Origin of the sequence: Serratia sp. M24T3, assembly GCF_000257645.1 — a bacterium.
GTDB lineage: Bacteria > Pseudomonadota > Gammaproteobacteria > Enterobacterales > Enterobacteriaceae > Rouxiella.
On record NZ_AJHJ01000002.1, the window covers coordinates 53,074 to 79,044 of the forward strand.

The window sequence follows — 25,971 nt, forward strand, 5'->3', positions numbered from 1 at the left end:
GTAGCAATACTGACATGGCCGCAAGATCCTGTGCATTGATTGCAACGCAAAAAGTGACGATTAAAACAAAATTTTTATAGGGAATTCAGATGACGATGTTGGCTTTTCCTTTTAAACGATCTTCAATCCTTTGCGCGATGGCAATCTTTCTCCCCCTGTCAGCTTTTGCCGACGATACGGTAGTGGTTACGGCTAAACCGGCGGACAACGCTGAAGCGCCAACGCAAGGCTACACGGCTAAAACCAGCAGGGCGGCGACCAAAACCGACACGCCGCTTATCACCACCGGGCAATCGGTTTCTGTTATCACCCGTCAACAAATGGATGACCAGAACGCGACCACGGTTAACTCGGCATTGAACTACACGCCTGGCGTCTTCACTAACTTCGCAGGCGGCGCGACCCGCTATGACACGGTTTCCCTGCGCGGTTTCCACGGCGGTGATGTCGATAACGTGTTCCTCGATGGCCTGCGTTTGGCCACCGACGGCGGCAGCTATAATGCTATTCAGGTCGATCCGTGGTTCCTTGAGCGAATCGATGTCGTCAAAGGCCCGTCTTCCGCGCTTTACGGCCAAAGCGTGCCGGGTGGACTGGTCATGGAAACCAGCAAGCGACCGCAGTTTGCCAGCGAAGGTCACGTGCAGCTTTCCGGCGGTAATTTCAATACCAAAGGCGGCGCATTCGACTACACCGGCGCAATCAACGACCAGTGGGCTTACCGAATTACCGGCATGACTCGCTCCAGCGACACGCAATACGATCACACGCGCGAAGAACGCTATGCCATTTCGCCACAGCTGCTTTGGCAGCCGGATGAAAACACCTCGCTGCTGTTACGCGCTTACCTGCAAAAAGATCCTTCCGGCGGTTATCACTCGGCAGTGCCGGCAGACGGCAGTATTTATGGCGATAAACTGAGCCGCGGCTTCTTTGATGGCGATTCCAACCACAACGTCTTCAAGCGCTGGGAGCAAATCTACAGCTACGAGTTCCAACACAGCTTCAACAATGTTTGGTCTTTCCGCCAAAATGCCAACTATACCCACTCCAATACCGAGCTTGAGCAAGTGTATCAAGCGGGATGGAATGCCGATCGCAGTCTGATGAGCCGTTATTACTCTGGCGAGCAGTCTTCACTGAACTCATTTGCGATTGATAACCAGCTGGAGGCGGATTTCGCCACTGCGGCGTTGCAGCATAAAGTGGTGCTGGGCTTTGATTTCCAGCATTACGTAAACAATCTTAAAGATCAGGGCGGTTACGCCAGCGACCTCAACCCGTATACCGGTATTTCTGGCATCAACGGCGAAGACAATATCGATCTTTACAGCAATACCGTCGGCAAGCGTCAGTATCGCCAGGCAGGCGTTTATTTGCAGGACGACATGAGCTGGAACAAGTGGCATTCAACGCTGTCTGGCCGTTATGACGATTTAAAAATCAAAAGCAGTCAGTATGAAAGCATCTACGGCGTTCAAACCGACAGCGAACGCGAAGCCAGGCATTTCAGTGGCCGCGCTTCTCTGCTCTACGCCTTTGATAACGGAATTTCGCCTTACATCAGCTACAGCTCGGCTATCACCCCTTCTGCACTGGCAGGTCAAGATGGCACGCTGTTGAAGCCGATGACCAGCAAGCAGTATGAAGCCGGTATCAAGTACCAGCCGGTCGGCACCAGCAATCTCTTTACCGCGGCAATCTATGATCTGACGCAGAACCATGTGGGTAATCGCGTGGTCGTGGGCAGCTATTATGTGCCAGCCGGTAAGGTTCATTCGAAAGGGCTAGAGCTTGAGGCGCGCACCAACGTTACCGATCGTCTGAGTGTCATTGCGGGATATACTTATAGCCACGTGAGATCAAAAGACACCACAGACGGCACCGATGGCAATACGCCATACGTATCACCAAACCAGATGGCATCACTGTGGGCAGAATACCGCGCTAACTTCGGTGTCAATTTTGGAGGCGGTGTACGTTACATCGGCAAACAGTGGGCGGATAATGAAGATACCCAGCGTATTTCCGCCGCCACGCTGATCGACGCCTCTGTGCGCGTGAATCTGGCCGCGTTTAACCCATCGCTGAAAGGCGCTTACGTTCAGCTTAACGCCAACAACCTGGCCAACAAGAAGTATGTTGCGGCCTGTTACGGCACCAGTTATTGCTACTGGGGTCAGGAACGTACCGTGGTTGCCACCGTCGGTTACGACTTCTAATCCCCTCAGCCGCTTGCGTGTCCCTGCCTTTGGGAACAACACCACGCAAGCGGCATTTTCCCTCCCCATCGTCTATCCTTAAAAACGCTAAAAGGTAAACTTCACCTGTTTATTGAGAAAGTTTTGGCCTGTTTGAAATATTTCTTTATAATTAGCGGCCCTGAAAAGTGATTGGTTACACATCTTGATTCACCTTCAAGCCACTGTGTACATACAATATAAGGGTCATCCCGGTTAGCATGATGCCGGGTAAAATCCCATAAACTAGTGCCTGTGTGGCAAGAATAACCATAGAAAATATGAAAATGAGCATTCGCGCGATCTTTACTTTGGTTCTAGCTGTTGCTGCGTATAGTCAGGCTGCTTTCGCAGTTGTCTATCCTCTGCCGGCAAACAATGGTCGATTGATTGGTGAAAACGTCACCGTTGTCGTTCCGCAAAACAACAAAATGCCGCTGGAGCATTTCGCTGCTCAGTATCAAATGGGTCTGTCGAACATGCTGGAAGCCAACCCAGGTGTCGATACCTACCTGCCAACTTCTGGCACTGTGCTGACTATTCCTCAGCAATTGATCCTGCCGGATACGCCACACGAAGGCCTGGTTATCAATAGCGCCGAAATGCGCATTTATTACTATCCGAAAGGGACTCATACCGTCGTCGTTCTGCCTATCGGTATCGGCGAGCTGGGTAAAGATACTCCGCTGAACTGGGTCACTACCGTGCAGCATAAGAAAGCCGGTCCGACCTGGACACCAACGGCGAAAATGCATGAAGAATACGCCGCGCAAGGCCAATGGCTGCCAGCGACCTTCCCTGCCGGTCCTGATAACCCGATGGGTCTTTATGCGCTGTACGTGGGTCGTTTGTATGCGGTACACGGCACCAATGCCAACTTTGGTATCGGTTTGCGTGTGAGCCACGGCTGTGTGCGCCTGCGTGATGCCGACATCAAATGGTTGTTCGAAAACGTGCCGGTGGGTACTCGTGTGCAGTTCATCAACGAGCCGGTTAAAACCACCGTTGAGCCAAACGGCGCGCGTTATGTCGAAGTTCATAACCCACTGTCTGCCAACCAGGAAGAGTTTGATTCTCAGCAACCGCTGCCAATCAGCCTTTCCGGTAGCAATGCCACTCTGATGGCGGATCCAAGTGTCAATCAGCAAGTGTTGGACAAAGCCATCACTCTGCGCTCAGGGATGCCGACTCAGGTTAACTGATTCCGACTCTCTACTATCAAGCCCTCTCAGCGCCGCTGCGGGGGCTTTTTTATTACCTTCCTTTCTAAAAACGCTGTTTACACCGCTTAATCTTGCGTTTTAACCTCATCGCTTTACTTATTTTTTAATCTTCAGTACAACTTTAGAGTCGATTGATTTTCTTTCTGGCCAATACTTTGGAGATTTTATGCCGCAACTTTCTGCCAACGCAAAGGCAATCCCTGCATCAGGTATTCGCCGTATTTATGAGTTGGCCTCGGAACTCGATGATGTTATCCAGTTAAGCATTGGTGAGCCTGAAAGACCGGTGGCCCGACACATCCTTGATGCTGGTGCCAGTGCCTGGAATGCCGACGTCACCCACTACACGCCGAACAGCGGAATGGCACTGCTGCGGCTGGCGATTGCCAACAAGCTTGAGCGCGACAACCATTATCGCGTCGATGACGATCAAATCCATGTCACTGCTGGCGGTTCACAGGCGCTGCACATGGCGATGTCACTCACCCTGACCGCCGGGGATGAGATTTTGATCCCCGACCCGGGATATGCGACTTTTGCCATGGTACCGAAACTGCTCGGTGCGGTTCCTGTGCCTTATCATTTGAAAGCGGAAGATGAGTTCCAGCCTTCATTAGAAAATCTGGAGCAATCCGTAACATCGCGTACCAAAGTGTTACTGATTAACAGCCCTTCTAACCCATTAGGCGTAGTTTATAGCGCCGAAAAAATCGCCGAACTGTTGCAGTTTGCCGCTAGACACGACCTATGGGTAATCAGCGACGAGGTTTATGAATACTTTACCTTCAGCCGCGCGTTTACCAGCGTTGCGTCGCTGGATAATGACGGTCGAGTGTTCAGTGTCTATTCAGTTTCCAAAACCTACGGTCTGACCGGCGGACGCGTGGGCTATCTGGTGACTCCGCCGGGCGTTGCATCTACCTTCCGCGCGGCGCAGGAAGCCACTGTCAGTTGCGTTAACGCCCCCGCTCAGCTCGCCGTACTCGCCGCCCTTGAAGGCCCGCAGGATTACCTCGTCGAAGCAAGAGCGCACTATGGCAAAAACCTTGAAGCGGCCAGTGCAGTACTCGACCAGCGGGGCATTCTCTATCAGCGTCCTCAGGGTGCGTTCTATATCTGGATTGACGTTTCACATGTCAGCAATGGCGATGTCGCCAGCTGGGCGGAGCATTTCCTGCTAACCGAGCGTGTCGCCGTCGCCCCGGGCGTTGCCTTTGGCCCTGCGGGAGAAGGATGGATCCGTATCTGTGTCGCAGGAAAAACCGAGCCTTTACTGCAAGCTGTAAAACGCCTGCCATCACCGCGCGACAACTGATTCGCCTATCACTTCCCGCCGCGACTTATTTATATAGGCTTGCGGCGGGAGGCTAATTTCAACGCGCAAGCTAACAATAATCTTACCTCGCTTTGTGATTGATCCTGCAATTTCGCAAAAAATACCTCCTGTTTTTCTACTTAGCATTATTGGTAATTGACAGGTCATTGAGTACTGCAATACTTTCCTTGCCGAACTTTTTGCTTTATTTCAGGGAATGGAGGCGGCTGCAATGACAAATATCCGCATGAAAATAGATCGCATTTTGAATAATAACGTAGTGATCATCCTGGGCGATCAGCAGCAGGAAACTATCGTCATGGGAAAAGGAATTGGTTTTAATAAAAAGCCAGGTGACCTTATTGAAAGCGAGAAAGTTGAAAAAATATTCTCCTTAAATAACCCCTACAGTGACCATTTTAAAGCGTTGCTCGAAAAAGTACCGGCAAACTGTATTAGTGCAACGGAGGAAATTATCGCGTTGGCTAAATCCAGTCTAACGTCAACGTTACATGCCAGTATTTTGATTTCTTTGGTCGATCATCTCCATTATGCTCTTGAACGTTTTGCTGATAACGTTGTGATACCCAATGCACTTTTATGGGAAATAAAAAAACTCTACACACAAGAATTTGCTATCGGCAAAGCCTCTCTCGAAATCATTTTCCATCACACCGGCGTATTTCTTCCCGAAGATGAGGCAGGCTATATTGCTTTACATCTGGTAAATGCCCAGCTTAATGACAATATGCAGAATACGATGAAAATCACCCGGTTTATGCAGGATATTCTTAGCATGGTGCAATATCATTTTAACTTTGAATACAATGAAGAGGCATTAAGCTATCAGCGCTTTATCACTCATTTAAAGTTTTTCGCTCAACGAATTTTAAACAATAAAGGCGAGCGTCATCAAAGCCTTTACGATAAGAGTCATGAAAGTAATGTTGACGATCCTCCTCTCTCACTGCTGGTCAGGCAAAAATATGCCATCTCGCACCAGTGCTCGACTAAAATCAACAAATACATAGAATTACATCATGACCATGTACTCACAGATGATGAAGTAATGTTTTTGACCATCCATATTGAACAGCTAAGAAACAGTCATGGCGCACAGCTCGTTGAAAGAGAATAAAGCTCTGTGAAGCATCTCACAATTCGGAAACATTCATAAAACAACGCTTGAGCTGCTGAATCATTACATTTATAAATATTACCAACAGCAGGATTGTTATCTTCATGTCGTGTTAAACATGTTGAGCAAAACCTAACTAAACCTCCCGGAACTGTATGTCCCGGTGACGGCAAAGTTAGGTTTTTTTTTGCTTCAAATTCGCGCACTCAGTTATCTGACAAGAGGTTAGTTATGGGCTATGCCATTCTGTGTGATGAGATTATATCCGGCATTGGCGGCCGTGATAATATTATTAGCGTCATTCATTGCGCGACTCGTTTGCGATTTAGACTGAAAGACAACAGTCGTGCAAACAATGAGCAGCTTAAAGAGACAGCAGGAATAATAACGGTTGTTGAAAGCGGCGGCCAGTATCAAGTGGTCATTGGCAGCCACGTAGGGGAAGTTTATAATACACTGACTTCACTTTATTTTCCGGAAACCGACCCGCAGCAAAAGACTGAAGGGACTTTGCCAGAAGAACGGACTCCCTTCAGTTTCAAACGTCTCCTAAATAGCGCAGTAGATATTATATCCAGCATATTTGCGCCGCTGCTTGGGATATTAGTCGCAGCAGGCCTTATAAAAGGAATGTTAATACTAAGTGTATTATTCCACTGGCTGAGCAAAGAAAGTGGCACCTATAAAATCATCTTCGCTGCCAGCGATGCGGCCTTCTTTTTTATGCCGATTTTATTGGGTTATACCGCAGGCAAGAAATTTGGCGGTAATCCGCTGGTGACACTATTAATTGGCGCTGCGCTGGTTCATCCGTCAATGATTGATATTTTTAATAATACTCAGGCTCATCCAGACCTGCACTATCGTTTTATGGGCATTCCCATTACCTTTATTAATTACAGCTCAACGGTAATTCCGGTAATTCTAGCCGCCTGGTTCAGCTGCTGGCTGGAAAAACGCTTTAACCAATGGCTGCATGCCTCGATCAAAGCGTTCAGCACCCCGTTTCTGTGTCTGGTCATCACCCTGCCCGCAACGTTTTTGGTTATTGGCCCGCTGGCGACCGATCTCAGCCGTGGAATTGGTGAGGGTTACATGTGGGTCTGGCAGCTCAACCCGATGATTGCCGGGGCTTTTTTTGGTGCGATGTGGCAAATCTGCGTCATCTTTGGCCTGCATTGGGGACTGGCCCCATTGATGATCAACAATCTGATGACTCGCGGTATCGACACGATTTCACCACTAGTGCAGCCTGCGGTGTGGGCTCAGTCCGGTGCGACCTTAGGGGTACTGTTACGCACTCGTGATGCAAAGCTTAAAAGCCTCGCGGGTCCATCGTTTATCTCTAGCATCTTCGGCATTACCGAACCGGCAATTTATGGCGTCAATCTGCCGTTAAAACGCCCGTTTATCTTTGGCTGTATCGGTGGCGCGCTAGGTGGAGCCATCACCGGCTATTATCACGGGACGTCCTATGCCTTTGGCGCACTCGGCATTTTCGGCTTCCCTTCATTTATATCGCCAAATGGCATCGACAGCGGGTTCTGGGGCATTGTCGCCGGCTCGGTTGTTGCTTTCCTGTTCTCGTTTATAAGCAGCTGGCTGTATGGCATTCCACAGGAAAAGCCAGTCACGCCAGATAAACTGCGATCAGTTTCATCTACCTGATCTAACCCTTTTTCAAGACAAAAAAATTCGTGGGCCTGACTCATGCAGGACAGTTACGCCCTTTTTTTACCGGGTCAATGCTAGCCCGACAAACCAAGTCGCCCGTGGCGACATTCAATAATCAATAAGAAGGAATTGAACATGAAGACAACATTCCCTACTGATTTTCTCTGGGGCGGCGCGCTGGCTGCCAATCAGGTAGAAGGCGCTTATAACGTGGAAGGCAAAGGCCTTTCTACCTCGGATTATCAGCCACATGGCCTGATGTTCCCGCCTTCAGAGCGGGCGGAGGGGGAATTCAATCTCAAGGATGTCGCGATCGATTTCTATCATCGTTATTCAGAAGATATTGCCCTGTTTGCCGAGATGGGCTTTAAAACGCTGCGCACTTCCATTGCCTGGACACGTATTTATCCTAATGGAGATGAAGAAACGCCAAACGAAGCCGGTCTGGCATTCTACGATGCGCTATTTGACGAGATGCTGAAATATGGCATCGAGCCACTGATTACCCTTTCACACTATGAAATGCCCTACAACCTGACGAAAGAGTATGGCGGCTGGGGCGATCGTCGAGTCATCGAGTTTTTCGAACGCTATGCAACCACGGTATTTAATCGCTATCAGCATAAGGTCAAGTACTGGCTTACTTTCAACGAGATTAACGTTTCACTGTTTTCAAGCTTTACCGGCCTAGGAATTGCCGATGGGCTGAGCTGGCAACAGCGTTATCAGGCGATTCACCATCAGCTAGTCGCCAGCGCGCGAGTGGTCAAGGCCTGCCATCGCATCATTCCGGGAGCAAAAATCGGCAATATGGTGGCCGCAATGCCCTACTATCCGCTGACCTGCAACCCTGATGATTTAATCGAGGCACAGCGCAAAGAGCGCGAGTGGTTGTTCTTCTTTGACGTTCAGGCGCGGGGTGAATATCCGAGTCATATCCAGCGTCGTTTTAAAGAGAAAAATGTGCAGCTGGAAATCACACCACAAGACAGGGAAGATCTGCGTGAAACGGTGGATTTCCTGTCTTTCAGCTATTACATGAGCAGCTGCGCCAGTGCTGATCCGCACCAGCAGCAGACAACGGGCAATATCCTCAAGATGATTTCCAACCCTTATCTCAAAGCTTCCGAATGGGGCTGGCAGATTGACCCGGCCGGACTGCGCCACCTGCTGAACCAACTGTAGGATCGCTATCAAAAACCGTTGTTTATTGTCGAGAACGGGCTGGGTGCCAAAGACAAAATCGAAGCAGACGGCAGCATTAAGGACGATTACCGTATTGCTTACCTCAACGACCATCTGGTACAGGTGCATGAAGCGATCGCCGACGGCGTCAACGTGTTGGGCTACACCGCCTGGGGACCTATCGACATCATTAGTGCTTCAACCAGTGAGATGTCAAAACGTTATGGCTTTATCTATGTCGACCGCGATGACCACGGCGAAGGTACCCTGCAACGCAGTCGCAAAAAGAGTTTCGCCTGGTATCAGCAGGTGATTGCCAGTCGCGGCGAGGCGTTGGTGCGAGGTGGGAAAAATGATCAGTAAGCCCATGCTGCTGACCGCGATGCTGATGGCGACCAGTGGTCTGGCGCAGGCCGCCGAAGACTGTTCTCGTTATGACAAACTGCTGCCAAAAGGTCCTGAAACGCCAAGTATCGGCTCGGTTTGCGATACTATTTTCCCGGAATGGGGCGGGCTGCGCAGCGATATGGCCGACTACGGCTTTTTCGCTCAGGCCCAGTTGCTGACCAACATGACTTATGACGTCGCAGGGAACAGACAAAAACACCAGAACTATGTGGGCCAGCGGCCAACCAGCGGGAACGTCGTCAGTACCGATATCACCTATGACCTGTCACGCCTTGGCTTCAGTGACGATTCCCAACTGCATTTAGGCGTCATGTACGCCTATAACAACTATAAGGGCAACGGTCAGGACGGCCACGTGGCTGTCAGCGATCTGTCAGTTTTTCAGCCGCTGTTTAATAATCGCGTCATTCTGCATTACGGTTATTCTGCGTGGCTCAGCTATTTCTACGGCCTGTATCTCGGCAGCAGTACCGCGTCATCGGCGCTTGGCCCCACCAGCGTGATGCTCAATCAGGCCGGTTTAACTAGCCTTAAACCTAGCCCAGGTATGGATATTCGCTTTTTATCGGAAAATAAACGCTGGTACGACCATATCGGCGTTTCACGCAGCCAAAGCTCTGACGGATTGCGCGCCGACTCGAAATACAATACCTACGGACTTCGCTGGAAAGTTCCCGACGCGGGTACGCTGGTCATCAACGAAATCGGATATCGCGTAAATTCAGAGCTGGGAGTGCCCATGACCTGGGTACGCGGTGGCTCGGTCTATAACAAAACGCCTTATTTCAATTACAACACCGAACAGGATCAGCACAATACCTGGTCGCACTATCTGGCTGCCACGCGGCAGTTGACGCAGCCAGATAGCACGCAGCCTTTCCGCGGCTGGTATATCGATGGCAAAACCAACTATGCGCCTCAGAACCGTAACGTGTTTACCGCTGACGCCTCGTTGACATTGTTCAGCATTGGTCCGTTTAACTCACGACCAGACGATATGCTGTCATTTGGATTGGCTTACAACAAGTTCAGCAATGACGCCAAGCGCTATAACGAAAGGCACGGCAACAGCGCGGAGGGCTTCAGTACCACTGCGTCTACGGCTTACACGCTGAGGATCACCAACGGAATTTATTGGACCAATCAGTTGGCATGGACCCATCATCCTTCAGTTACGCCAAAAGAAGATGATGCCTGGAACCTGCTGACGCAGATTGTCATTAACATCTAATAACTCTTTCTACGCCCTCCTCCGCCACCCTCTGGCGGAGGAGGTTTCCCCTATCCGCGCCAAAAAGTAAATCACCCCTGATGATAATTTTGCAAGTTTCGAGCAAATCCTGATTTATGAACTAAGATTTTGCTGAGTTAACTGTGCTCTGCATCACATTAACCATAATAAGACTTTTTTGCTTAACGTCACTTTCTGACCTGCCAAGCTTTTTGGCAACGTTCTCATTGAATCATTTTAGGGGCAATACTCATGGCTGCTACGCCAGACACCTCTGCGGAAAATCAACAACCGCATACGCCGGATACCATCAAGCAACGACTTTTTCTGATTGTGCTGGTCGCTACCATGGGCGCACTGGCCTTTGGATACGACACCGGCATCATCTCCGGCGCTTTACCTTTTATGACCTTACCCGCCGCTCAAGGTGGGCTTGGCCTGAGTCCGTTTACCCAAGGACTGGTTTCTTCATCGCTGATTTTTGGCGCAGCTTTGGGAGCATTTTTAAGCGGCTATTTCTCTGACCGTTTTGGACGCCGTATCACCCTGCGCAGCCTGGCGGTACTGTTTGTTTTAGGCTCACTGGGCACGGCCATCGCACCTGATGTCAATATCATGATTGCCATGCGCTTTCTTCTGGGCATCGCGGTGGGGGGTGGTTCATCCACCGTGCCGGTGTTTATCGCGGAAATTGCCGGCCCGAAACGCCGCGCCCCATTGGTCAGCCGCAATGAACTGATGATTGTTTCTGGGCAATTGATTGCCTATGTCACCAGCACCTTAATGAGCTATTTGCTGCATGACGAACATCTCTGGCGCTATATGCTGTCAATCGCCATGGTGCCGGGCGTACTGCTGTTTATTGGCACTTTCTTTGTTCCGGCATCGCCGCACTGGCTGGTCGCCGAAGGTCGTTTTAAAGAAGCTAAAAGAATACTCAAGCATCTACGTGAAACGCCAAAAGAAGTGCGCAAAGAACTGGCCGAGATGAAGCGGCAGTCGGCAGAGGCCGATAAAGGGCCTTCCGTCAGCGAGTTAATCCGTGAAAAGTGGGTGATTCGACTGCTGCTGCTGGGTGCCGGGCTGGGCTTTGTGCTGCAATTTACCGGCGTTAACGCCTTTATGTATTACACCCCGATTATTTTAAAAACTACCGGCCTGGGCACTAACGCCTCGATTGCAGCCACTATTGGTAATGGAATTGTGTCGGTGCTGGCTGCGCTCTGCGCGTTGTGGGGAGTGAGTCGTTTTGGCCGCCGCCAATTGCTGATTGTCGGATTACTGGTAGTGATTGCGGCACAGGTCTGTCTCGGATTGATAATGACCTTGTTACCGCAAAATATGACCCAAAGCTATCTTGCGCTGGCCTGTATTTTGGTATTTTTATTCTTCATGCAGATGTTTATTGCACCAGTTTACTGGTTGCTAATGTCGGAGCTGTTCCCGATGAAACTGCGCGGCGTGCTCACCGGCGCTGCCGTGGCATTTCAATGGATCTGCAACGCTATCGTGGCTTTTGCATTCCCGCTGGTGCTTAGCGTGGCGGGCAATGAGACCTTCTTTATCTTCGCCGTGATAAACGTAGGTTCGCTGGTATTTGTCATGATGCTGCTGCCGGAAACGCGAGGCAAAACGCTTGAAGAGATTGAAATCCATATGCGCGATAAATACGGCGAGCTAGATGCCGAAAGTGCGAGCTGAGATCCAAATTAATGATGCAACCTTAATGATCAGATTTAATTATCTGGTCTGAATTAGCTGCTTCCTCAATGAGGGAGGCAGCCAACTTGTTATAGAATATCTTAGCGTGTGTTTATCTAGAAAGGGCCTTCTGAAAAAGATCACAGAAGGTAAACCAGCGGATTAAGCCTGGGTCGCGACTTGAGCCACCGCTCCATAAAGAAACAGCTGCACGCCCCGCGCGACAATATTTTTAACCTGCGCTACCGACCAGGGTACGGGTTCGCGCTCTAACAGCCTGCTATCAACTTCAGCTTTCAATAAAGCGGTAAATTGCAAAGCCCTTATCGTTGAATCCCCTTGCGCCAATTCCCCTTTGTGCATTGCGAGTGACATTAACTCGGCGAGTTTCGCGATGCTTTCCTGCGGACCGGCGGCGCGAAAAAGTTCTCCAATATTGGATTTACCCGCCTCTGCCACCACGCATCGATAAATGCGCAGTGCTTGATTATCAGTTAACAGAACCTCCATCATTCGCTCACCAAACCGTGTGAGATTTTGTTCAAAAGTCATTACCCCATCGTGATAGCTCGATAATTCAGAAGCTGCCGCGTTAAGAAAGTGAGTGCTGTAGGTCCTCACCACCATTTCGAAAAGCGCTTCTTTCGAAGCGAAGTAATTGTAAAGCGTAGCTTTTGATCCCCCGACTCTCTTCGCCACTTCGTTCATTGATGTTCTCTCGTAACCCATTTCCTGAAACAGGTCGGCGGCGGCATCAATAATGGCTTGTCGACGTTCGTTGGTCAGTGTCCTCATCCAGTCTCCCATGACAGTCGGATGTTATTTATAATCATAAATCGATAACTTAATTGCTGAAAGCACTGTTCGCGACCCCCACACAGATTTGAGTTTTAATCCCTCGGTGTAGAGTTTGGTCACCCTATGATGATCAGGGCTTTGCAAAACGGTTTAATACTAGACCACTTAACAAAATTTAGTCGAATCAATGGCAAAGAGTACGATCACTCCCGCTGCAGACATTGAGGTTTGCAATTTACCAGGCTACCCGCCAAGGGGTGGGCTTTTTGGTGGAATTCCACACAACTGAAATTTAGATCTTTTGAATCTGAGCGTTGCTCATTTTTGACGATATCGAGGTTTAAATCGGCTTGTGATATCAGATTTGGATTAGCTATTTAATGCGGATGAAGGAGTGAATCTTTATAAAAATAATTAACGACTATCGGTTTTACCTCAGTAAAAAGCCTACCTATAGTTCTTGATTTTTATAATTGAGATTCAAATAGTAACAACCAAACTGAGAGGGGGAGATTCTTATAAAAGATCAAGGGATTAGTTAGATTTAAACGATTTTGGGGTTAAAAAAAGAATATCCTTTAAATTTAATTAGATAGGAAACTTAACATTACAAGATGTTTTGCATTGTTTTAATCCAAAAATCAAAACAATAAAACCAGGCCACCTGACATATAAACACCTGATTAATATTCAAAAAAAACCATAACAAGGGTTGTTATGTATATCAATAAACTGTAAACATAGAGTTGAGACAGTACAAACTCCCTACTTATTTGACAACACAAAGTGTTTCATAGATCTTTTTATAAGAAGCCACCCTATTAGTAACTCGTAGCAAGAACTGCTGATTTTCGCTTTAACCGTAATCTTTGCCTTACCTGTAATCAATCTAAATCACCTTCGTACAGCACTCTTAAATAACTTAAAAAATGGTGAATAATGGAAATCTTAGAAAAGTTAAACTCACTTTCTGACAAAGTGAAACAGCAATCCTCCTTAATCCAAACCGAAGAAGCAACAAAAAGCGCATTCGTAATGCCCTTCATTAATCAGATTCTTGGCTATGACGTTTTCGATCCTTTTGAGGTTATTCCAGAGTTTGTTTGCGATGTTGGAACGAAAAAAGGGGAAAAAATTGACTACGCCATATTAAAAAACAAAGAGATACAAATACTTATTGAGTACAAAAAGATTGGTGAACCCCTTAATGTTAATCATGCCTCCCAATTATTTCGTTATTTCCACGTAACAAGTGCAAGGATATCAATTCTCACCAACGGTCAAGTATACAAATTTTTTACTGACCTTGATGCCCCAAATAAAATGGATGAAAAGCCTTTCCTTGAGTTGGATCTTCTTGATATTGATCATAATGTTGCACCAGAGTTATTAAAATTAACCAAAAGTTCATTTGATGTAGAATCCATAGTTAACGCAGCCGGCGAGCTAAAATATGTAAGCCAAATTAAAAAAGTTATCTCATCACAGTTTCAAAATCCTGAGGATGACTTCGTAAAACTCATCGCATCAAGAGTTTATGACGGAATAATAACTCAAAAGGTCAGAGAACTTTTCTTAACATTAACCAAAAAATCTTTAACTCAATGGTTAAATGACCAAGTAAATGAGAGGCTTAAGTCTGCAATTAGCGCTAATGCTCAACTTAATTCCAGTGTTGAGACATCATCTGAAGCTAGTGATGAAAAACAAAACGTTTTAAAGGAAGAAAGTGGTGTTGAGACTACACCTGAGGAAATTGAGGGTTACCATATTGTGAAGTCAATCATAAGAACAACGGTTCCTCCCGAAAGAGTGACTTACCGAGATACTAAAAGCTACTTTGGTATTTTGATCGATAATAATAATCGAAAACCGATTTGCCGGCTCCATTTGAATCGCAGCCAAATGTACATTGGTCTCTTCGACCAAAATAAAATTGAAACACGTCACCCTATAGCTTCACTTGATGAAATATATCTATTTACTGAAAAACTAACCCAAACTGCCACAGGTTACGTTGAAGGATAGGAAATTAAGGCTCCGGACGAAGGAGCCTTACTTATCATGTTAAGCAAGGCAATCCCTGAGACTACCAAACGCGGTAAACTTTTCCGTTGTCTATTCCCTCAACGCTTCGGCGATAGGCGAGCGCAACACGGTTGGCGGGTACACTTTCGAATCCAGGGAAAAATGATGCATACTTATCGAGAGCCTCAGTGAGTACACTTGGACTAACTACATTGATTCTCAGACCTTTTAGCTCATTACCGGCTGCTAGAGCAAACCCCTCTATCGCTGCATTTACCGCCGTAGCATTGGCTCCGGTCCGGATAGGATGCTGGCTTAATATGCCGGTAGTCAAAGTAAAAGAACCGCCTGGATTCAGAAATTCTTTACCCATCAACACTAAGCGCACCTGCCCAAGTAATTTATTCTGCAATCCAAGGTCAAAATGTTCGGCGGTCATAGTGGAGAACTCGCCTTAATAAACACTGCCAGTGGTAGCAATAATGGCATCGACCTTACCGCTACTTTCGAAAAGTGCTTTCACACTGGCCTCATTGGTTAAATCAACCCGCAGGTCACCGTGGGTTTTGCCAACCCGAATGATCTCGTGGTCTACCTCAAGGTTTTGAGCCACTGCACGTCCAATAGTGCCGTTAGCGCCAATTATCATAATTTTCATTTTCTCTCTCCTTACAAAGCCTGATTTAATCCTGCCACAATGCAATCAGGATAAAAATAAGCGAAAAATTTAATCATTATTAAATAAAAGGGTCGCGCAGTGTTTGGCTAGCCTTTGCCGTCTGCGCAACTGTGGAACAAGCATAAAGCCTGGCGCAGCGGCCTTATACAAAAGCGGCAGTTAAATTAGGTATTTCTCCGTCGGCCTTGAGCCATAGCAAGAGCTCATTGGGGGTGAACCCGGTAGCCACTGCATTATCGCCTCTTTCAAAATTCATAAGAAGATTAATAAAGCATTAGAAACTATTTGCGCAGTCGATGAACGCCATCCTGCTGCATTACAAACTCGCATTGGTTGTTAATAACCTTAAACCTTACGTTACTCTACTAATTAAGTGGTACTCTACAAAGTGTCACCTAACCTCAAATGCGCCGAATTTTGTCGTAAACATCAGCTTTATCCTTAATATTTTGACTGCAATTAAAGATAAATTAAATTTAAAATTAAAACTATACCGAGATGTACAGTTTTGTTATTTTAACACCGTCACGATATTACTTTTTCTGCCTTTTGCGCTGTTGAAGCAGCGTTTTTTGTTTGAAATTTCATAGGAACTCTAAATGATTAGTGAACATTCATCCGTTTCAAGCATTCCCGGGGATGCCTTGACCATTGTGGAAGATGGAGAGAGTCTCGATGGCAAAGTGGCTTTAGTCAGCATGGGCGGCAGAGGCAGGGGAAGAGAGTTGGCATTGCACTTAGCTTCACGCGGAGCATCAGTGATCATTGCAGACAGCGAATTGGAAAGCGCCGAGCAGACAGCAGAAGATATTCGCGCATTAGGCAGTAAAGCCATAGCCGTCGCCGTAGATATTACCGTTAAATCACAAGTAGAAATGCTAGTTAAATACGCTAGTGGGATTTTTGGTAGCCTTGAATTCCTGGTGAACTGCGCGGGTATTATCTATAACGTTAGCGGACTTATTGGTAGCAAAGAAAATGATTTGGAAAAACTGCTTACCCATAATATCAATGCATCCATGTCTATTAACCACGGTCTAGTATCTGGTTGGTAATGAGGTGGCATTAATATGTAACTTTAAGCGGTTTAAGCAGTGGCAAATAACAGCCACTGCTTTATAACATTTTCGTAACATTATTTTTGAGGTATTGCTGTTAATACACGAAGTTATTCTACATAGCTTAATAGACCAGACTGGTCTTTCTGATTGGCGATAACTCCAGATTAGATCTGAAATCGTCCCCCAAATAATCCTCATCAATCAGCTGACGTTTACGCAATTCGGGCAGTAAGCCATTTAACAGCAGATCTTCCTGATCCGGCTGGCCTAAACCATGCAGTGAAATAACATCCAACACACCGGCTTTAAACCGCTCTTCAATCGCATCGGCCAAAGTCTCTGGTGTACCTGCTACGTACCAGTGTCCAGTCTCCTGCGCCTGAATGATAAGCTCACGCAGCGTTAACCCCTGTAAAGCAAAGCGTTTGAAGATATCAGCTCGGCCACGACGACGGTTAATCAAGCCAACCTCAGGCAGAAATTTTGCTGGAATGGGTTGGTCGAGAGCAAAATCTCGCAGGTCAATCTCTCCACCCAACATATCTGCCACTTTTAATCTGCCTTGCTGATAATCGATCCGTTCATGTTTTTCGCGCAGCCTTCGTGAAACATCTGTGGCGCTATCACCGATTACCGAGTGGAATGAATTCATGATCAGCGGCTTATTTTCGTGGCGTCCAAAAGCGTTGGCATGCTGGTGAACACGCTCTACAAATGTCAGCGCATCATTTAGCGTTGGCTGAGAGGTGTAAATAATTTCGGCGTATTTAGCGCCAAGAATAAGCCCCTCATCAGACTGACCAGCCTGGAACTGCACCGGGCGCACTTGCGGTGGCGGCGGTATATTAAGTGGGCCCTTTACACGAAAAAAATCACCGATGTGGTCTATCGGATGAAGTTTACGCGGATCAATACTTACAGAACCGCTAGCGGCGCGACGCACCGCCGCAGGCTCGTTAGCGTCGAACAGTGCATTAATCACCTCAATAAATTCAGTGGCACGGGCATAACGAGTCGCCGGGTCTGGTAGCGTGATATCACCAAAATTTTCTTCACCCACGGAAGAAGTCACCGCATTCCAACCGGCACGACCGCCGCTTACATGATCTAACGTGCCTATCAGTCTGGCAAGATTATAAGGATGGTGATAGGTCGTCGAAACGGTAGCAATCAGGCCAATGTGCGACGTCACCTGACTCAAGGCAGCCAGAGCAACAATCGGATCCTGACTCCCTGTCGAACCCGCGAGCCCATCCGGGTCAGCTTGCAGCAAATCCGCGGTAAATAGCCCGGTGATTTTTTCTTTTTCAGCGATTTTAGCCAGCGATGCGGCACGGGTAATGCCGAAATCGGGCTTTGCATCATTAGATGCGTAAATAACGCTCCCTGCCCCAACCAGAGTCTTGAGACGCCTGCGAGTTTGGTTAGTCAAACTGAACTCCTTTCTTTCGATAAATTGCCTTTAAAAGCACTAAAAGTAAGTCTAAAAATAGAGCTCAGGCGTTTTTAAGCTACGAAGAAAAAAGCATTTTGTTTTTACAAAAAACCATAAGCGTCATGGGTCACAGTTTCGATGGGGCAAATTTTTGCGCCAAACTTGACCGTAAACCATCAGGTAGCAGAGAGGACGTCTGACGAGGCGTTTATTTTCATTACTAATCAATAAAATGGTCGATTTTAAGCCACTGAAAATCGGCCTGTCAGGCTATGACCATTTATTGCTATCCATAGCTAAATTCATTATTTCATCTTCCTTTTGATTTGGTTTGTTATGAACCCATGCGCAGCTTTACTCATGCGCCTCAGGGTCATTTTCGTGCTTCAAACCAAAAATAAAAAAGGAATCAAGAATGTACAAATCTCGCCGAATTAGCACCGTGGCGTTAGGGCTTTCATTTGCCCTGTTAGCTGGCAGTTCTTCCGCGTGGGCAGCCGATGCTGCCGTTAAAGGTGGGACTCTGATTTATCTCGAGCAACAGGCTCACACCAACCTTTATCCTCCGGCCGGTGGATTTTATCCTAACGGCGGCATACTGAATCAGATAACCGATAAGCTGACCTACCAAAATCCACAAACCTTGCAGATTGAGCCGTGGATCGCCGAATCCTGGACTACCAACGCTGACAAAACCCAATACACCTTCAAGCTGCATCCGGGCGTGACTTTCTCTGATGGCACACCGTTGGACGCCAACGCGGTGGCTAAAAACTTCGATACCTACGGTCTGGGTAATAAAGAACACCATCTACCTGTCTCAGAAGTGATTAATAACTATGACCATAGTGAGGTGATTGACCCGCTAACGGTGAAGTTCTACTTCAAAAAACCATCGCCGGGATTCTTGCAGGGCACGGCAACTATTGGTTCTGGACTGGTTTCGTTGAGCACCTTGGCGCGAGATTTCAATGCGCTGGGCGACGCTCGCCATATTATTGGCTCCGGCCCGTTTGTCGTAAGTTCAGAAACACTGGGTCGCGAGGTCGATTTAACCGCGCGCAAGGATTACAACTGGGGTCCGAAGGATCTCAAACAGCAGGGCCGCGCCAATCTGGATGGCATTAAAATCATCGTCACCGGCGAAGACAGCGTAAGGATTGGTGCGCTGCTTGCCGGTCAGGCCGACTTTATTCGTCAGGTTCAGGCTTATGATGAAAAACAGGCCGAGGCGAAGAAGTTCCCGATCTACGCGCCTTCCACTCGCGGGGTGAACGACGGCATTTCCTTCCGCCCGGATAACCCACTGGTGGCCAGTCTAAAAGTTCGTCAGGCCTTGCTGCACGGCGTTGACAGTAAACAAATCGTTGCCACCCTATTCTCGCCAAATTATCCGGTTGCCACCTCGGTGATTGCCGCTTCTGCCGCCGGTTATGTCAATCTCGGCGATAAGCTGAAATACGATCCTGAGCTGTCGAAAAAACTGCTGGACGAGGCTGGCTGGAAACCAGGCCCGAACGGTATTCGCCAAAAAGATGGCCAGCCGCTAGCGCTGACCATTTATGAATCCCTGCCGCAACCGCAGAACAAAGAAGTCTTGCAGCTGGTGGCGCAACAGTGGAACCAGCTCGGCGTCAAGCTGACTATTTTAGCCGGTGATGCCGGTAGCCGCGTGGCAGACAGCCTCGACCCGCAAAAAACGCCGGTTAATGTGGTGGAGGTTGGCCGCGCCGATCCTGATGTCATCAAAAGCGAATTCTACCCCACTAACCGCGACGCCTTGCTACAACTCGGTGGCCTGAGCAGCAAAGTCAAAAGTTTCAAAGACGACAAGCTGAACGCGCTGCTGGTAGATATTTCTGCCGAAATCGATCCGCAAAAACGTCTGGCGCTGGCGGGTGATGCTCAACGTTACCTGCTGGATCAGGCCTACGAAATCCCGATTTTCGAGGAACCGCAAGTGTTTGCCGGTGCGCCTTACCTGCATGACGTTAGTTTTGAAGCCGTGGGTCGCCCAAGCTTCTATAGCGCCTGGCTGGCCAAACATTAATCCCCGGAGTCAATGATGAGCCAATATTTAAGCGGACGCGTTGCTCAGGCCCTGTTAGTGCTTTGGGCGGCGTTTACCCTGTCGTTTGTACTATTGCAAGCCCTGCCCGGCGACGCCGTTTTAATCAAGTTTCAGGACCCGTCAATGGGGTTAAGCCCGGCGCAGATTGCTGAAATGCGTGCCGCCTACGGTGCTGACCTCCCGTTATGGCAGCAGTATCTGCACACGCTCGGCAGTTTTCTGCACGGCGATTTTGGCTTTTCAATTCAGGCCGGAGTACCGGTAACCGAGCTGCTGGCAGGCAATTTGCCGCCGACCCTGCGCCTTGCGGTGCTTGGTTTTACTCTGGCGCTGGTGTTGGCGCTTTTCATTGCCTTCGTCTCTAATCTGGTGCCGCTGCGCGGGTTGAAATCGGCGCTGCTGGCGCTGCCTGCCCTGTTTATCTCGGTGCCGACCTTTTGGCTGGGGATCGCGCTTATCCAAATGTTCTCTTTCCATCTGGGCTGGATCCCGGTCATTAATCCCGGCGAATGGGTCGGGCTGATTCTGCCGGTTATCACCTTGGCGGTGCCTATCAGCGCCCCGCTGGCGCAAATATTAATCCGCAGTATCGACCAGGTGCAGACACAGCCTTTTGTGTCCGTTGCCCGCGCCAAAGGTGCCAGCCGCAGCCGCGTGCTGTTGCGCCATATCGCCCGCAACGCCACTCTGCCCGCGCTGACCATCGCCGGTCTGCTGTTGGGAGAGTTGATTGCCGGCGCACTGGTCACTGAGACGGTATTTGGCCTCAATGGTATTGGTCAACTGACGCAGCAGGCCGTAAATAATCAGGATTTATCCGTGCTACAGGCCATCGTGGTGATTTCAGCTGCGGCCTACGTGGCCATCAATCTGCTGGTGGATTTGATTTATCCCTTGCTTGACCCGCGCCTCAAACCGTCTGTGGGAGTCCGCTCATGAGCAGCTTGCCCTTAAGTAAAAACAACAGCGCCGAAAATGCCCAGCTTGCGACGTTTCCCCCCGCTGCATCCAAACGCTTTTCGCGCCTGCAACCGACGCTGATCCTGGCCTGGGTGGTCATGCTGGTGGTTATCCTCTGGGCCATCGCTCCGCAGCTGTTTACTCAATACAGCGGAACCGAGGGGATTGCCGGGGCGCAGCGTCTGGCTCCGGGGCCGGGGCACTGGCTGGGTACCGATCAGCTGGGTCGAGACCTTTATGCCCGCATCGTTTATGGCGCATCGCACTCGCTGTCCGGTGCGCTGGTGGCGGTGTTTCTCGGCCTGCTGTTTGGCAGCGCGCTGGGCCTCGCGGCCGCATCGGTTGGTGGTATTACCGATACCGTGATCATGCGTATCGTTGATGTGCTGCTCTCAATTCCAAGCCTGTTGCTGTCGCTGAGTGTGATTATTCTGCTGGGATTTGGCACCGTGCATGCGGCAATCGCCGTCGGCGTAACCTCTGTTGCCAACTTTGCGCGTTTGGCGCGCTCCGAAGCAGTATTAGTGCGTCAAAGCGATTACGTAGAGGCGGCCTACGGCAGTGGCGGCACTTTCTTCTCGGTGCTGTGGCGTCATATTGTGCCGAACTCACTGACCTCGGTAATGGCTTTTTCCGCGTTGCAATTCGGTAACGCGATCCTGTCGATTTCCACCCTGAGCTTTCTCGGTTACGGCACCCCACCGCCGACGCCTGAATGGGGCCTGCTGATTGCCGAAGGCCGTAACTATATTTCGACCGCCTGGTGGCTAACCACTTTCCCTGGCTTCGTGGTGATCCTGACCGTTTTGTCTGCTAACCGCATCAGCCAGTCATTGCGGAGAAAACGCTAATGAACCAGCCTAACTTTGATGAACGAGTAAAACCGGTGCTGGAGCTTAAAGACGTTTCTATTGCTTACCGCAGCGGGCATCAGTCCATCCGTGTCGTGGAGCAGGTTTCATTCTCGATATTGCCCGGCGAAGTGGTCGCGCTGGTTGGCGAGTCGGGTTCCGGTAAAACCACCACCGCGCAGTCGATTATTGGCCTGCTGGCGGAAAACGGTCATATCGAATCCGGCAGTATTTTGCTCAATGGTACTGATATCAGCCGCTGGTCCGCTCGCCGCCTCGATAGCCTGCGCGGTTCCAGCATCAGTTTGATCCCTCAAGACCCAACCAGCTCGCTGAATCCAGTGAAAGCCATAGGCGATCAGGTAGCCGAAGTACTGCAAATTCATCGTAGAAAGATGCCGCGAAAAGCACGCGATGCCCGCGTGGTCGAACTGCTGACCCGCGTGGGTCTGAGCCATCCGCAACAGCGCGCCAAACAGTTCCCGCACCAGCTTTCCGGGGGGATGAAACAGCGGGTGCTGATTGCTATCGCCATTGCGCTGCAACCGGCTTTAATTATTGCCGATGAACCCACCAGCGCATTGGACGTGCGAGTGCAGAAACGCATCCTCGATTTGATTGACGAGTTGCGACAGGAATTTGGCACCGCGGTGCTGTTTGTCACTCACGATTTGGCGCTGGCTGCGGCACGCGCCGATCGCCTGCTGGTGTTTCGCAAAGGTCAGGTTCAGGAGCAAGGCATTACCGCCGAGGTGCTGCGCGCGCCAAAAAACGACTATACCCGCCAACTGTTTAGCGATGCTCCAGCCCTGACGCCCCGTGCGCGGTCTGCGATTTCGCAGGCAGCGCACCCTCGCGGCAATGCGATTGAAGTGCGCAATGTGTCGAAGCAATTTTCACTCGGTGGTAAAAATGAGCGAACTTTCAAGGCATTGGACGACATATCGTTTGAAGTCGCGCGTGGCACGACTCACTCTCTGGTAGGCGAATCAGGTTCAGGTAAAACTACACTGGCGCGCCTGCTGCTGGGTTTCCAACAGCCTGACAGCGGGCAGCTGTTTATCGACGGCGTGGATATCGCCCGGTTATCCGGTGAGGCGCTGCGTCAGGCACGCAAGAAAATTCAGCTGGTTTACCAAAACCCCTTTGCCTCTCTGGACCCCTCGCAGACGCTATTTAAGGTGATCGAAGAACCGCTGCTAAACTTTTATAAGCTCAGCCGCGAACAGCGCCAGTCCCGCGTTTTCGAGATTGCCGAGCGCGTCGCACTGCCGCTGAATTTGTTGCAGCGCAAACCGCACGAGCTTTCCGGTGGGCAACGCCAGCGCGTAGCTCTGGCCCGCGCGCTGATCCTCGAACCGCAAGTGTTGGTGCTGGACGAGGCCACTTCCGCGCTGGACGTCACGGTGCAAGCACAGATTTTGCGTTTGCTGGTGCAACTTCAGCAAGAGTTGGGGCTGACCTACCTGTTTATTTCGCATGACCTGGCCACAGTGCGCCAGATATCGCACAGCGTCTCGGTGCTGAATCAGGGCAAACAGGTTGATAACGGCGACGTTGAGTCTCTGTTCTCCCGACCAACCAGCTCTTATACCCAGGAATTACTCAGTGCGATCCCCGGTATTTCGCCTTTATCTATTCCGCCATTGACGGCAATCAAGGAGTTTGTATGAGCCAAGCGGCCTTTTATAGCAGTCCTAAACGACTCGGCTTTTTTACCCGTCTTCTGGACGATACCAGCCCTCAGGAGCGCTATCGCCTGGCAGCGGAACAAATCGCTCACGCCGAACAATTGGGATTTGATTCGGCGTGGATAGCGCAGCACCATTTCCATCGCGACGAAGGGGGCCTGCCTGCGCCGCTGGTATTTCTGGCCTATGTTGCCGCCAATACCCGCCACATTCGTCTCGGCACCGGGGTTATCACACTGGCGATGGAAAACGCGCTGCGCGTGGCGGAAGACGCTTCTGTATTGGACTTACTGTCCGGTGGTCGGCTGGAAATGGGTCTCGGTTCCGGCGGTACCGCGTCATCGTTTGTTCCGTTCGGCCTAACGCTCGAAACTCGCGGCGAGGCGTTTGCCCATAATCTCGAAACCCTGCGTCGCGCCTGGCGAGGTCAAGCGCTGGGGGGTGAGGGTAATACGCTTTATCCGCCCGCTCCGCAGCTAAATCAACGTTTATGGCAGGCGACATTTTCCCCTGAAGGCGGTACCAGAGCCGGTGCAGCAGGCGATGGACTGATGCTGTCACGCACCCAGCCTCGCCCGCAAGGACAGCCGGATTTGCCGCTGGATGTGCTCCAAAACAGGATTATCGATGCCTATCTCGAGGCTCTGCCAGCGGGCGTCGAGCCACGTATTTTGGGATCGCGAACCGCTTTTGTCAGCGACGACGGCGACGAGGCAAGACGACTGGCCAGCATGGGTCTCAAGCGACAGGCGGATAGCGCTCGCGCGGCCGGGCATCTTCATACTGGCACTACGCTCGACCAACATATCGCTGCCTTCGACGCACACATTGGCACCGCAGAGCAGGTCATTAAATCGTTGCAGCGCGATACCGCACTGGCACGCGTGACTGATTTAGCCTTCCAGGTGCACTCGATCGACCCGCCACACCCTTACATCCTGCGCTCGATTGAACTGATCGCCAAAAAAGTCGCACCGGCGCTGGGCTGGGTTCGCCAAACGCCAAAAAACATTGCTAAACCTCAACCTTTGCATTTAGAACTTTCTAAGGAAACCCTATGACCGTTGCACAACAGCAAGCCACCGATTTACTGGCAACACTGGCAGAAATTGAGCCGGGTTCGACGTTGGCTCAGGCACGAGAAACCCGTGATGCAGCCACGCTGCACACTCAGGGCAGCTACGATGCATTGTTTAACAGCAATGAAAATCTGGCTGAATTCCCCCTGGCCGACCGTTTGGCGCTGGCTCAGCAAGTTGCCCGCTGGCACAACGACGTCCAGCTTGGCGCCCACTATGCCGAACGCCTGAAGGCTTTGAGCGATGATACTTCGACCTCAAAGCAAAAATATCAAACTGCGTTGGCCCACGCCGAACGCTTAAGCTTTAAACCGGCCAACGCCACGGCCGAACACCTTGCCGAGTTGCAAGACGCGGGTTGGTCTGCCGACGCCATAGTGACACTGTCACAATTAGTCGCTTTCGTCAGTTTCCAGAGTCGCCTACTGCGCGGATACCGCCTGATCAGCGGTAAATCTGTGGAGGACAATGGCAGCGCTTCGGTTGGTGCCGCGTTCTGGAACAGCCAAGCTGCAACGCATACAGGTAAAAATGCGCCGGTAGCCTTCACTCAGGACGAGCTGGGCTGGGAGCCTTGGATCGCCTCTAAACCATTGAAGGATTTTGATCCGCAGCAGCAGGAAACGCTGGCCCGTTTTGGCCATAGCGATTCCGATTATTTCCGACTGCTTGGCCGTAACCTGACCGTGCTCGAGCAGCGCACGCTAACCGACAAAGGCATCTTCTTCACCTCGGGCGGCCTGCCGCGTAAAGAGCGTGAACTGGCAGCCGCGGTAGCCAGCAAAATCAACGGCTGCATTTACTGCGCCTCCGTTCACGCACGCAAGGCGGCACAACTATCCAAACAGCCTGAAGCCGTGCAGCGCTTACTCGATACTCCTGCAGGCGACATTTTGAGCCTTGGTCAAGAACCAAGATGGCAGGCAGAGATCGATTTTTCCGCATCGCTGTCTGCCACTCCGCCAACGGCCAATCAGCAACAAATCAGTGGCCTGCGCGAGCTAGGTCTCAGCGACCTCGAACTGCTGGATCTGGTGCAGTCTACCGCCTTCTTTGCCTGGGCCAACCGTTTGATGCTGACGCTGGGCGAGCCGTTCGAGCAGTAACAATGCGTTTTAACGTCTTATCGATCATAAAAAAAACAGAATTTTCCATTATTTAGGGCGTATTAGATGAATACAAACAATTTGAACCACAACAGGC

17 protein-coding genes and 2 pseudogenes are annotated in these 25,971 nt (G+C 49.9%); 16 read left to right on the forward strand and 3 right to left on the reverse strand.

Features of this window, described 5'->3' with window-relative positions; all coding sequences use genetic code 11:
• The first annotated feature begins 89 nt into the window (after positions 1 to 89).
• The 8 genes and pseudogenes from SPM24T3_RS01980 (at position 90) to SPM24T3_RS02015 (ending at position 12,115) form a co-directional block, all read left to right on the forward strand.
• Positions 90 to 2,222 (forward strand): TonB-dependent siderophore receptor, encoded by a 2,133-nt coding sequence (locus SPM24T3_RS01980; protein ID WP_009635010.1) that lies wholly within the window; start codon positions 90 to 92, stop codon positions 2,220 to 2,222.
• A gap of 299 nt (positions 2,223 to 2,521) precedes the next feature.
• The gene (locus SPM24T3_RS01985) at positions 2,522 to 3,442 is read left to right on the forward strand and encodes a L,D-transpeptidase family protein (RefSeq protein WP_009635011.1); all 921 of its coding nucleotides are present in this window, start codon (positions 2,522 to 2,524) and stop codon (positions 3,440 to 3,442) included.
• 187 nt (positions 3,443 to 3,629) lie between these two features.
• Entirely contained in the window at positions 3,630 to 4,778 is a 1,149-nt protein-coding gene (locus SPM24T3_RS01990) for a pyridoxal phosphate-dependent aminotransferase (RefSeq protein ID WP_009635012.1), read from the forward strand.
• A gap of 247 nt (positions 4,779 to 5,025) precedes the next feature.
• Complete coding sequence (gene licT, locus SPM24T3_RS01995; protein ID WP_037377405.1) at positions 5,026 to 5,916, forward strand: BglG family transcription antiterminator LicT; 891 nt, start codon at positions 5,026 to 5,028, stop codon at positions 5,914 to 5,916.
• 231 nt (positions 5,917 to 6,147) lie between these two features.
• Positions 6,148 to 7,584, forward strand: a complete 1,437-nt coding sequence (locus SPM24T3_RS02000) for a PTS transporter subunit EIIC (RefSeq protein WP_009635014.1) — start codon at positions 6,148 to 6,150, stop codon at positions 7,582 to 7,584.
• A 141-nt stretch (positions 7,585 to 7,725) separates the two neighbouring features.
• Positions 7,726 to 9,138, forward strand: a pseudogene (locus SPM24T3_RS02005) (glycoside hydrolase family 1 protein).
• A complete protein-coding gene (locus SPM24T3_RS02010; protein ID WP_009635017.1) occupies positions 9,128 to 10,414 on the forward strand; it encodes a carbohydrate porin in 1,287 nt (428 codons plus the stop codon). The pseudogene SPM24T3_RS02005 and the gene SPM24T3_RS02010 overlap by 11 nt, the downstream one beginning before the upstream one ends.
• Before the next feature lie 252 nt (positions 10,415 to 10,666).
• Entirely contained in the window at positions 10,667 to 12,115 is a 1,449-nt protein-coding gene (locus SPM24T3_RS02015; RefSeq protein ID WP_009635018.1) for a sugar porter family MFS transporter, read from the forward strand.
• A gap of 162 nt (positions 12,116 to 12,277) precedes the next feature.
• Here SPM24T3_RS02015 and SPM24T3_RS02020 read toward each other — a convergent pair whose 3' ends face one another.
• Entirely contained in the window at positions 12,278 to 12,910 is a 633-nt protein-coding gene (locus tag SPM24T3_RS02020) for a TetR/AcrR family transcriptional regulator (protein ID WP_009635019.1), read from the reverse strand.
• A 942-nt stretch (positions 12,911 to 13,852) separates the two neighbouring features.
• Here SPM24T3_RS02020 and SPM24T3_RS02025 point away from each other — a divergent pair.
• On the forward strand, positions 13,853 to 14,941 hold the full coding sequence (locus SPM24T3_RS02025; RefSeq protein WP_009635020.1) for a type I restriction endonuclease: 1,089 nt from the start codon (positions 13,853 to 13,855) through the stop codon (positions 14,939 to 14,941).
• Between the two features lie 61 nt (positions 14,942 to 15,002).
• Here SPM24T3_RS02025 and SPM24T3_RS02030 read toward each other — a convergent pair.
• Positions 15,003 to 15,599, reverse strand: a pseudogene (locus SPM24T3_RS02030) (short chain dehydrogenase).
• A gap of 620 nt (positions 15,600 to 16,219) precedes the next feature.
• Between SPM24T3_RS02030 and SPM24T3_RS02040 the strand changes: the two are divergent.
• Positions 16,220 to 16,675 carry an SDR family NAD(P)-dependent oxidoreductase gene (locus SPM24T3_RS02040; RefSeq protein WP_009635024.1) on the forward strand — a complete coding sequence of 152 codons (456 nt, stop codon included), beginning with the start codon at positions 16,220 to 16,222 and terminating at the stop codon, positions 16,673 to 16,675.
• Positions 16,676 to 16,802: 127 nt separating this feature from the next.
• Here SPM24T3_RS02040 and SPM24T3_RS02045 read toward each other — a convergent pair whose 3' ends face one another.
• Entirely contained in the window at positions 16,803 to 18,113 is a 1,311-nt protein-coding gene (locus tag SPM24T3_RS02045) for an NtaA/DmoA family FMN-dependent monooxygenase (RefSeq protein ID WP_009635025.1), read from the reverse strand.
• A gap of 418 nt (positions 18,114 to 18,531) precedes the next feature.
• Here SPM24T3_RS02045 and SPM24T3_RS02050 point away from each other — a divergent pair, with 418 nt between their 5' ends.
• The 6 genes from SPM24T3_RS02050 to SPM24T3_RS02075 are packed head-to-tail and all read left to right on the forward strand — an operon-like array spanning position 18,532 to position 25,874.
• Positions 18,532 to 20,166, forward strand: a complete 1,635-nt coding sequence (locus SPM24T3_RS02050; RefSeq protein ID WP_009635026.1) for a TIGR04028 family ABC transporter substrate-binding protein — start codon at positions 18,532 to 18,534, stop codon at positions 20,164 to 20,166.
• A gap of 15 nt (positions 20,167 to 20,181) precedes the next feature.
• Entirely contained in the window at positions 20,182 to 21,126 is a 945-nt protein-coding gene (locus tag SPM24T3_RS02055; protein WP_009635027.1) for an ABC transporter permease, read from the forward strand.
• A complete protein-coding gene (locus SPM24T3_RS02060; protein WP_009635028.1) occupies positions 21,123 to 21,998 on the forward strand; it encodes an ABC transporter permease in 876 nt (291 codons plus the stop codon). The genes SPM24T3_RS02055 and SPM24T3_RS02060 overlap by 4 nt, the downstream gene beginning before the upstream one ends.
• Entirely contained in the window at positions 21,998 to 23,671 is a 1,674-nt protein-coding gene (locus SPM24T3_RS02065; protein ID WP_009635029.1) for an ABC transporter ATP-binding protein, read from the forward strand. Before SPM24T3_RS02060 ends, SPM24T3_RS02065 begins: the two co-directional genes overlap by 1 nt.
• A complete protein-coding gene (locus SPM24T3_RS02070) occupies positions 23,668 to 24,750 on the forward strand; it encodes a putative FMN-dependent luciferase-like monooxygenase (protein ID WP_009635030.1) in 1,083 nt (360 codons plus the stop codon). Before SPM24T3_RS02065 ends, SPM24T3_RS02070 begins: the two co-directional genes overlap by 4 nt.
• The gene (locus tag SPM24T3_RS02075) at positions 24,747 to 25,874 is read left to right on the forward strand and encodes an alkylhydroperoxidase domain protein (protein ID WP_009635032.1); all 1,128 of its coding nucleotides are present in this window, start codon (positions 24,747 to 24,749) and stop codon (positions 25,872 to 25,874) included. The genes SPM24T3_RS02070 and SPM24T3_RS02075 overlap by 4 nt, the downstream gene beginning before the upstream one ends.
• The last annotated feature ends 97 nt before the right edge of the window (positions 25,875 to 25,971 follow it).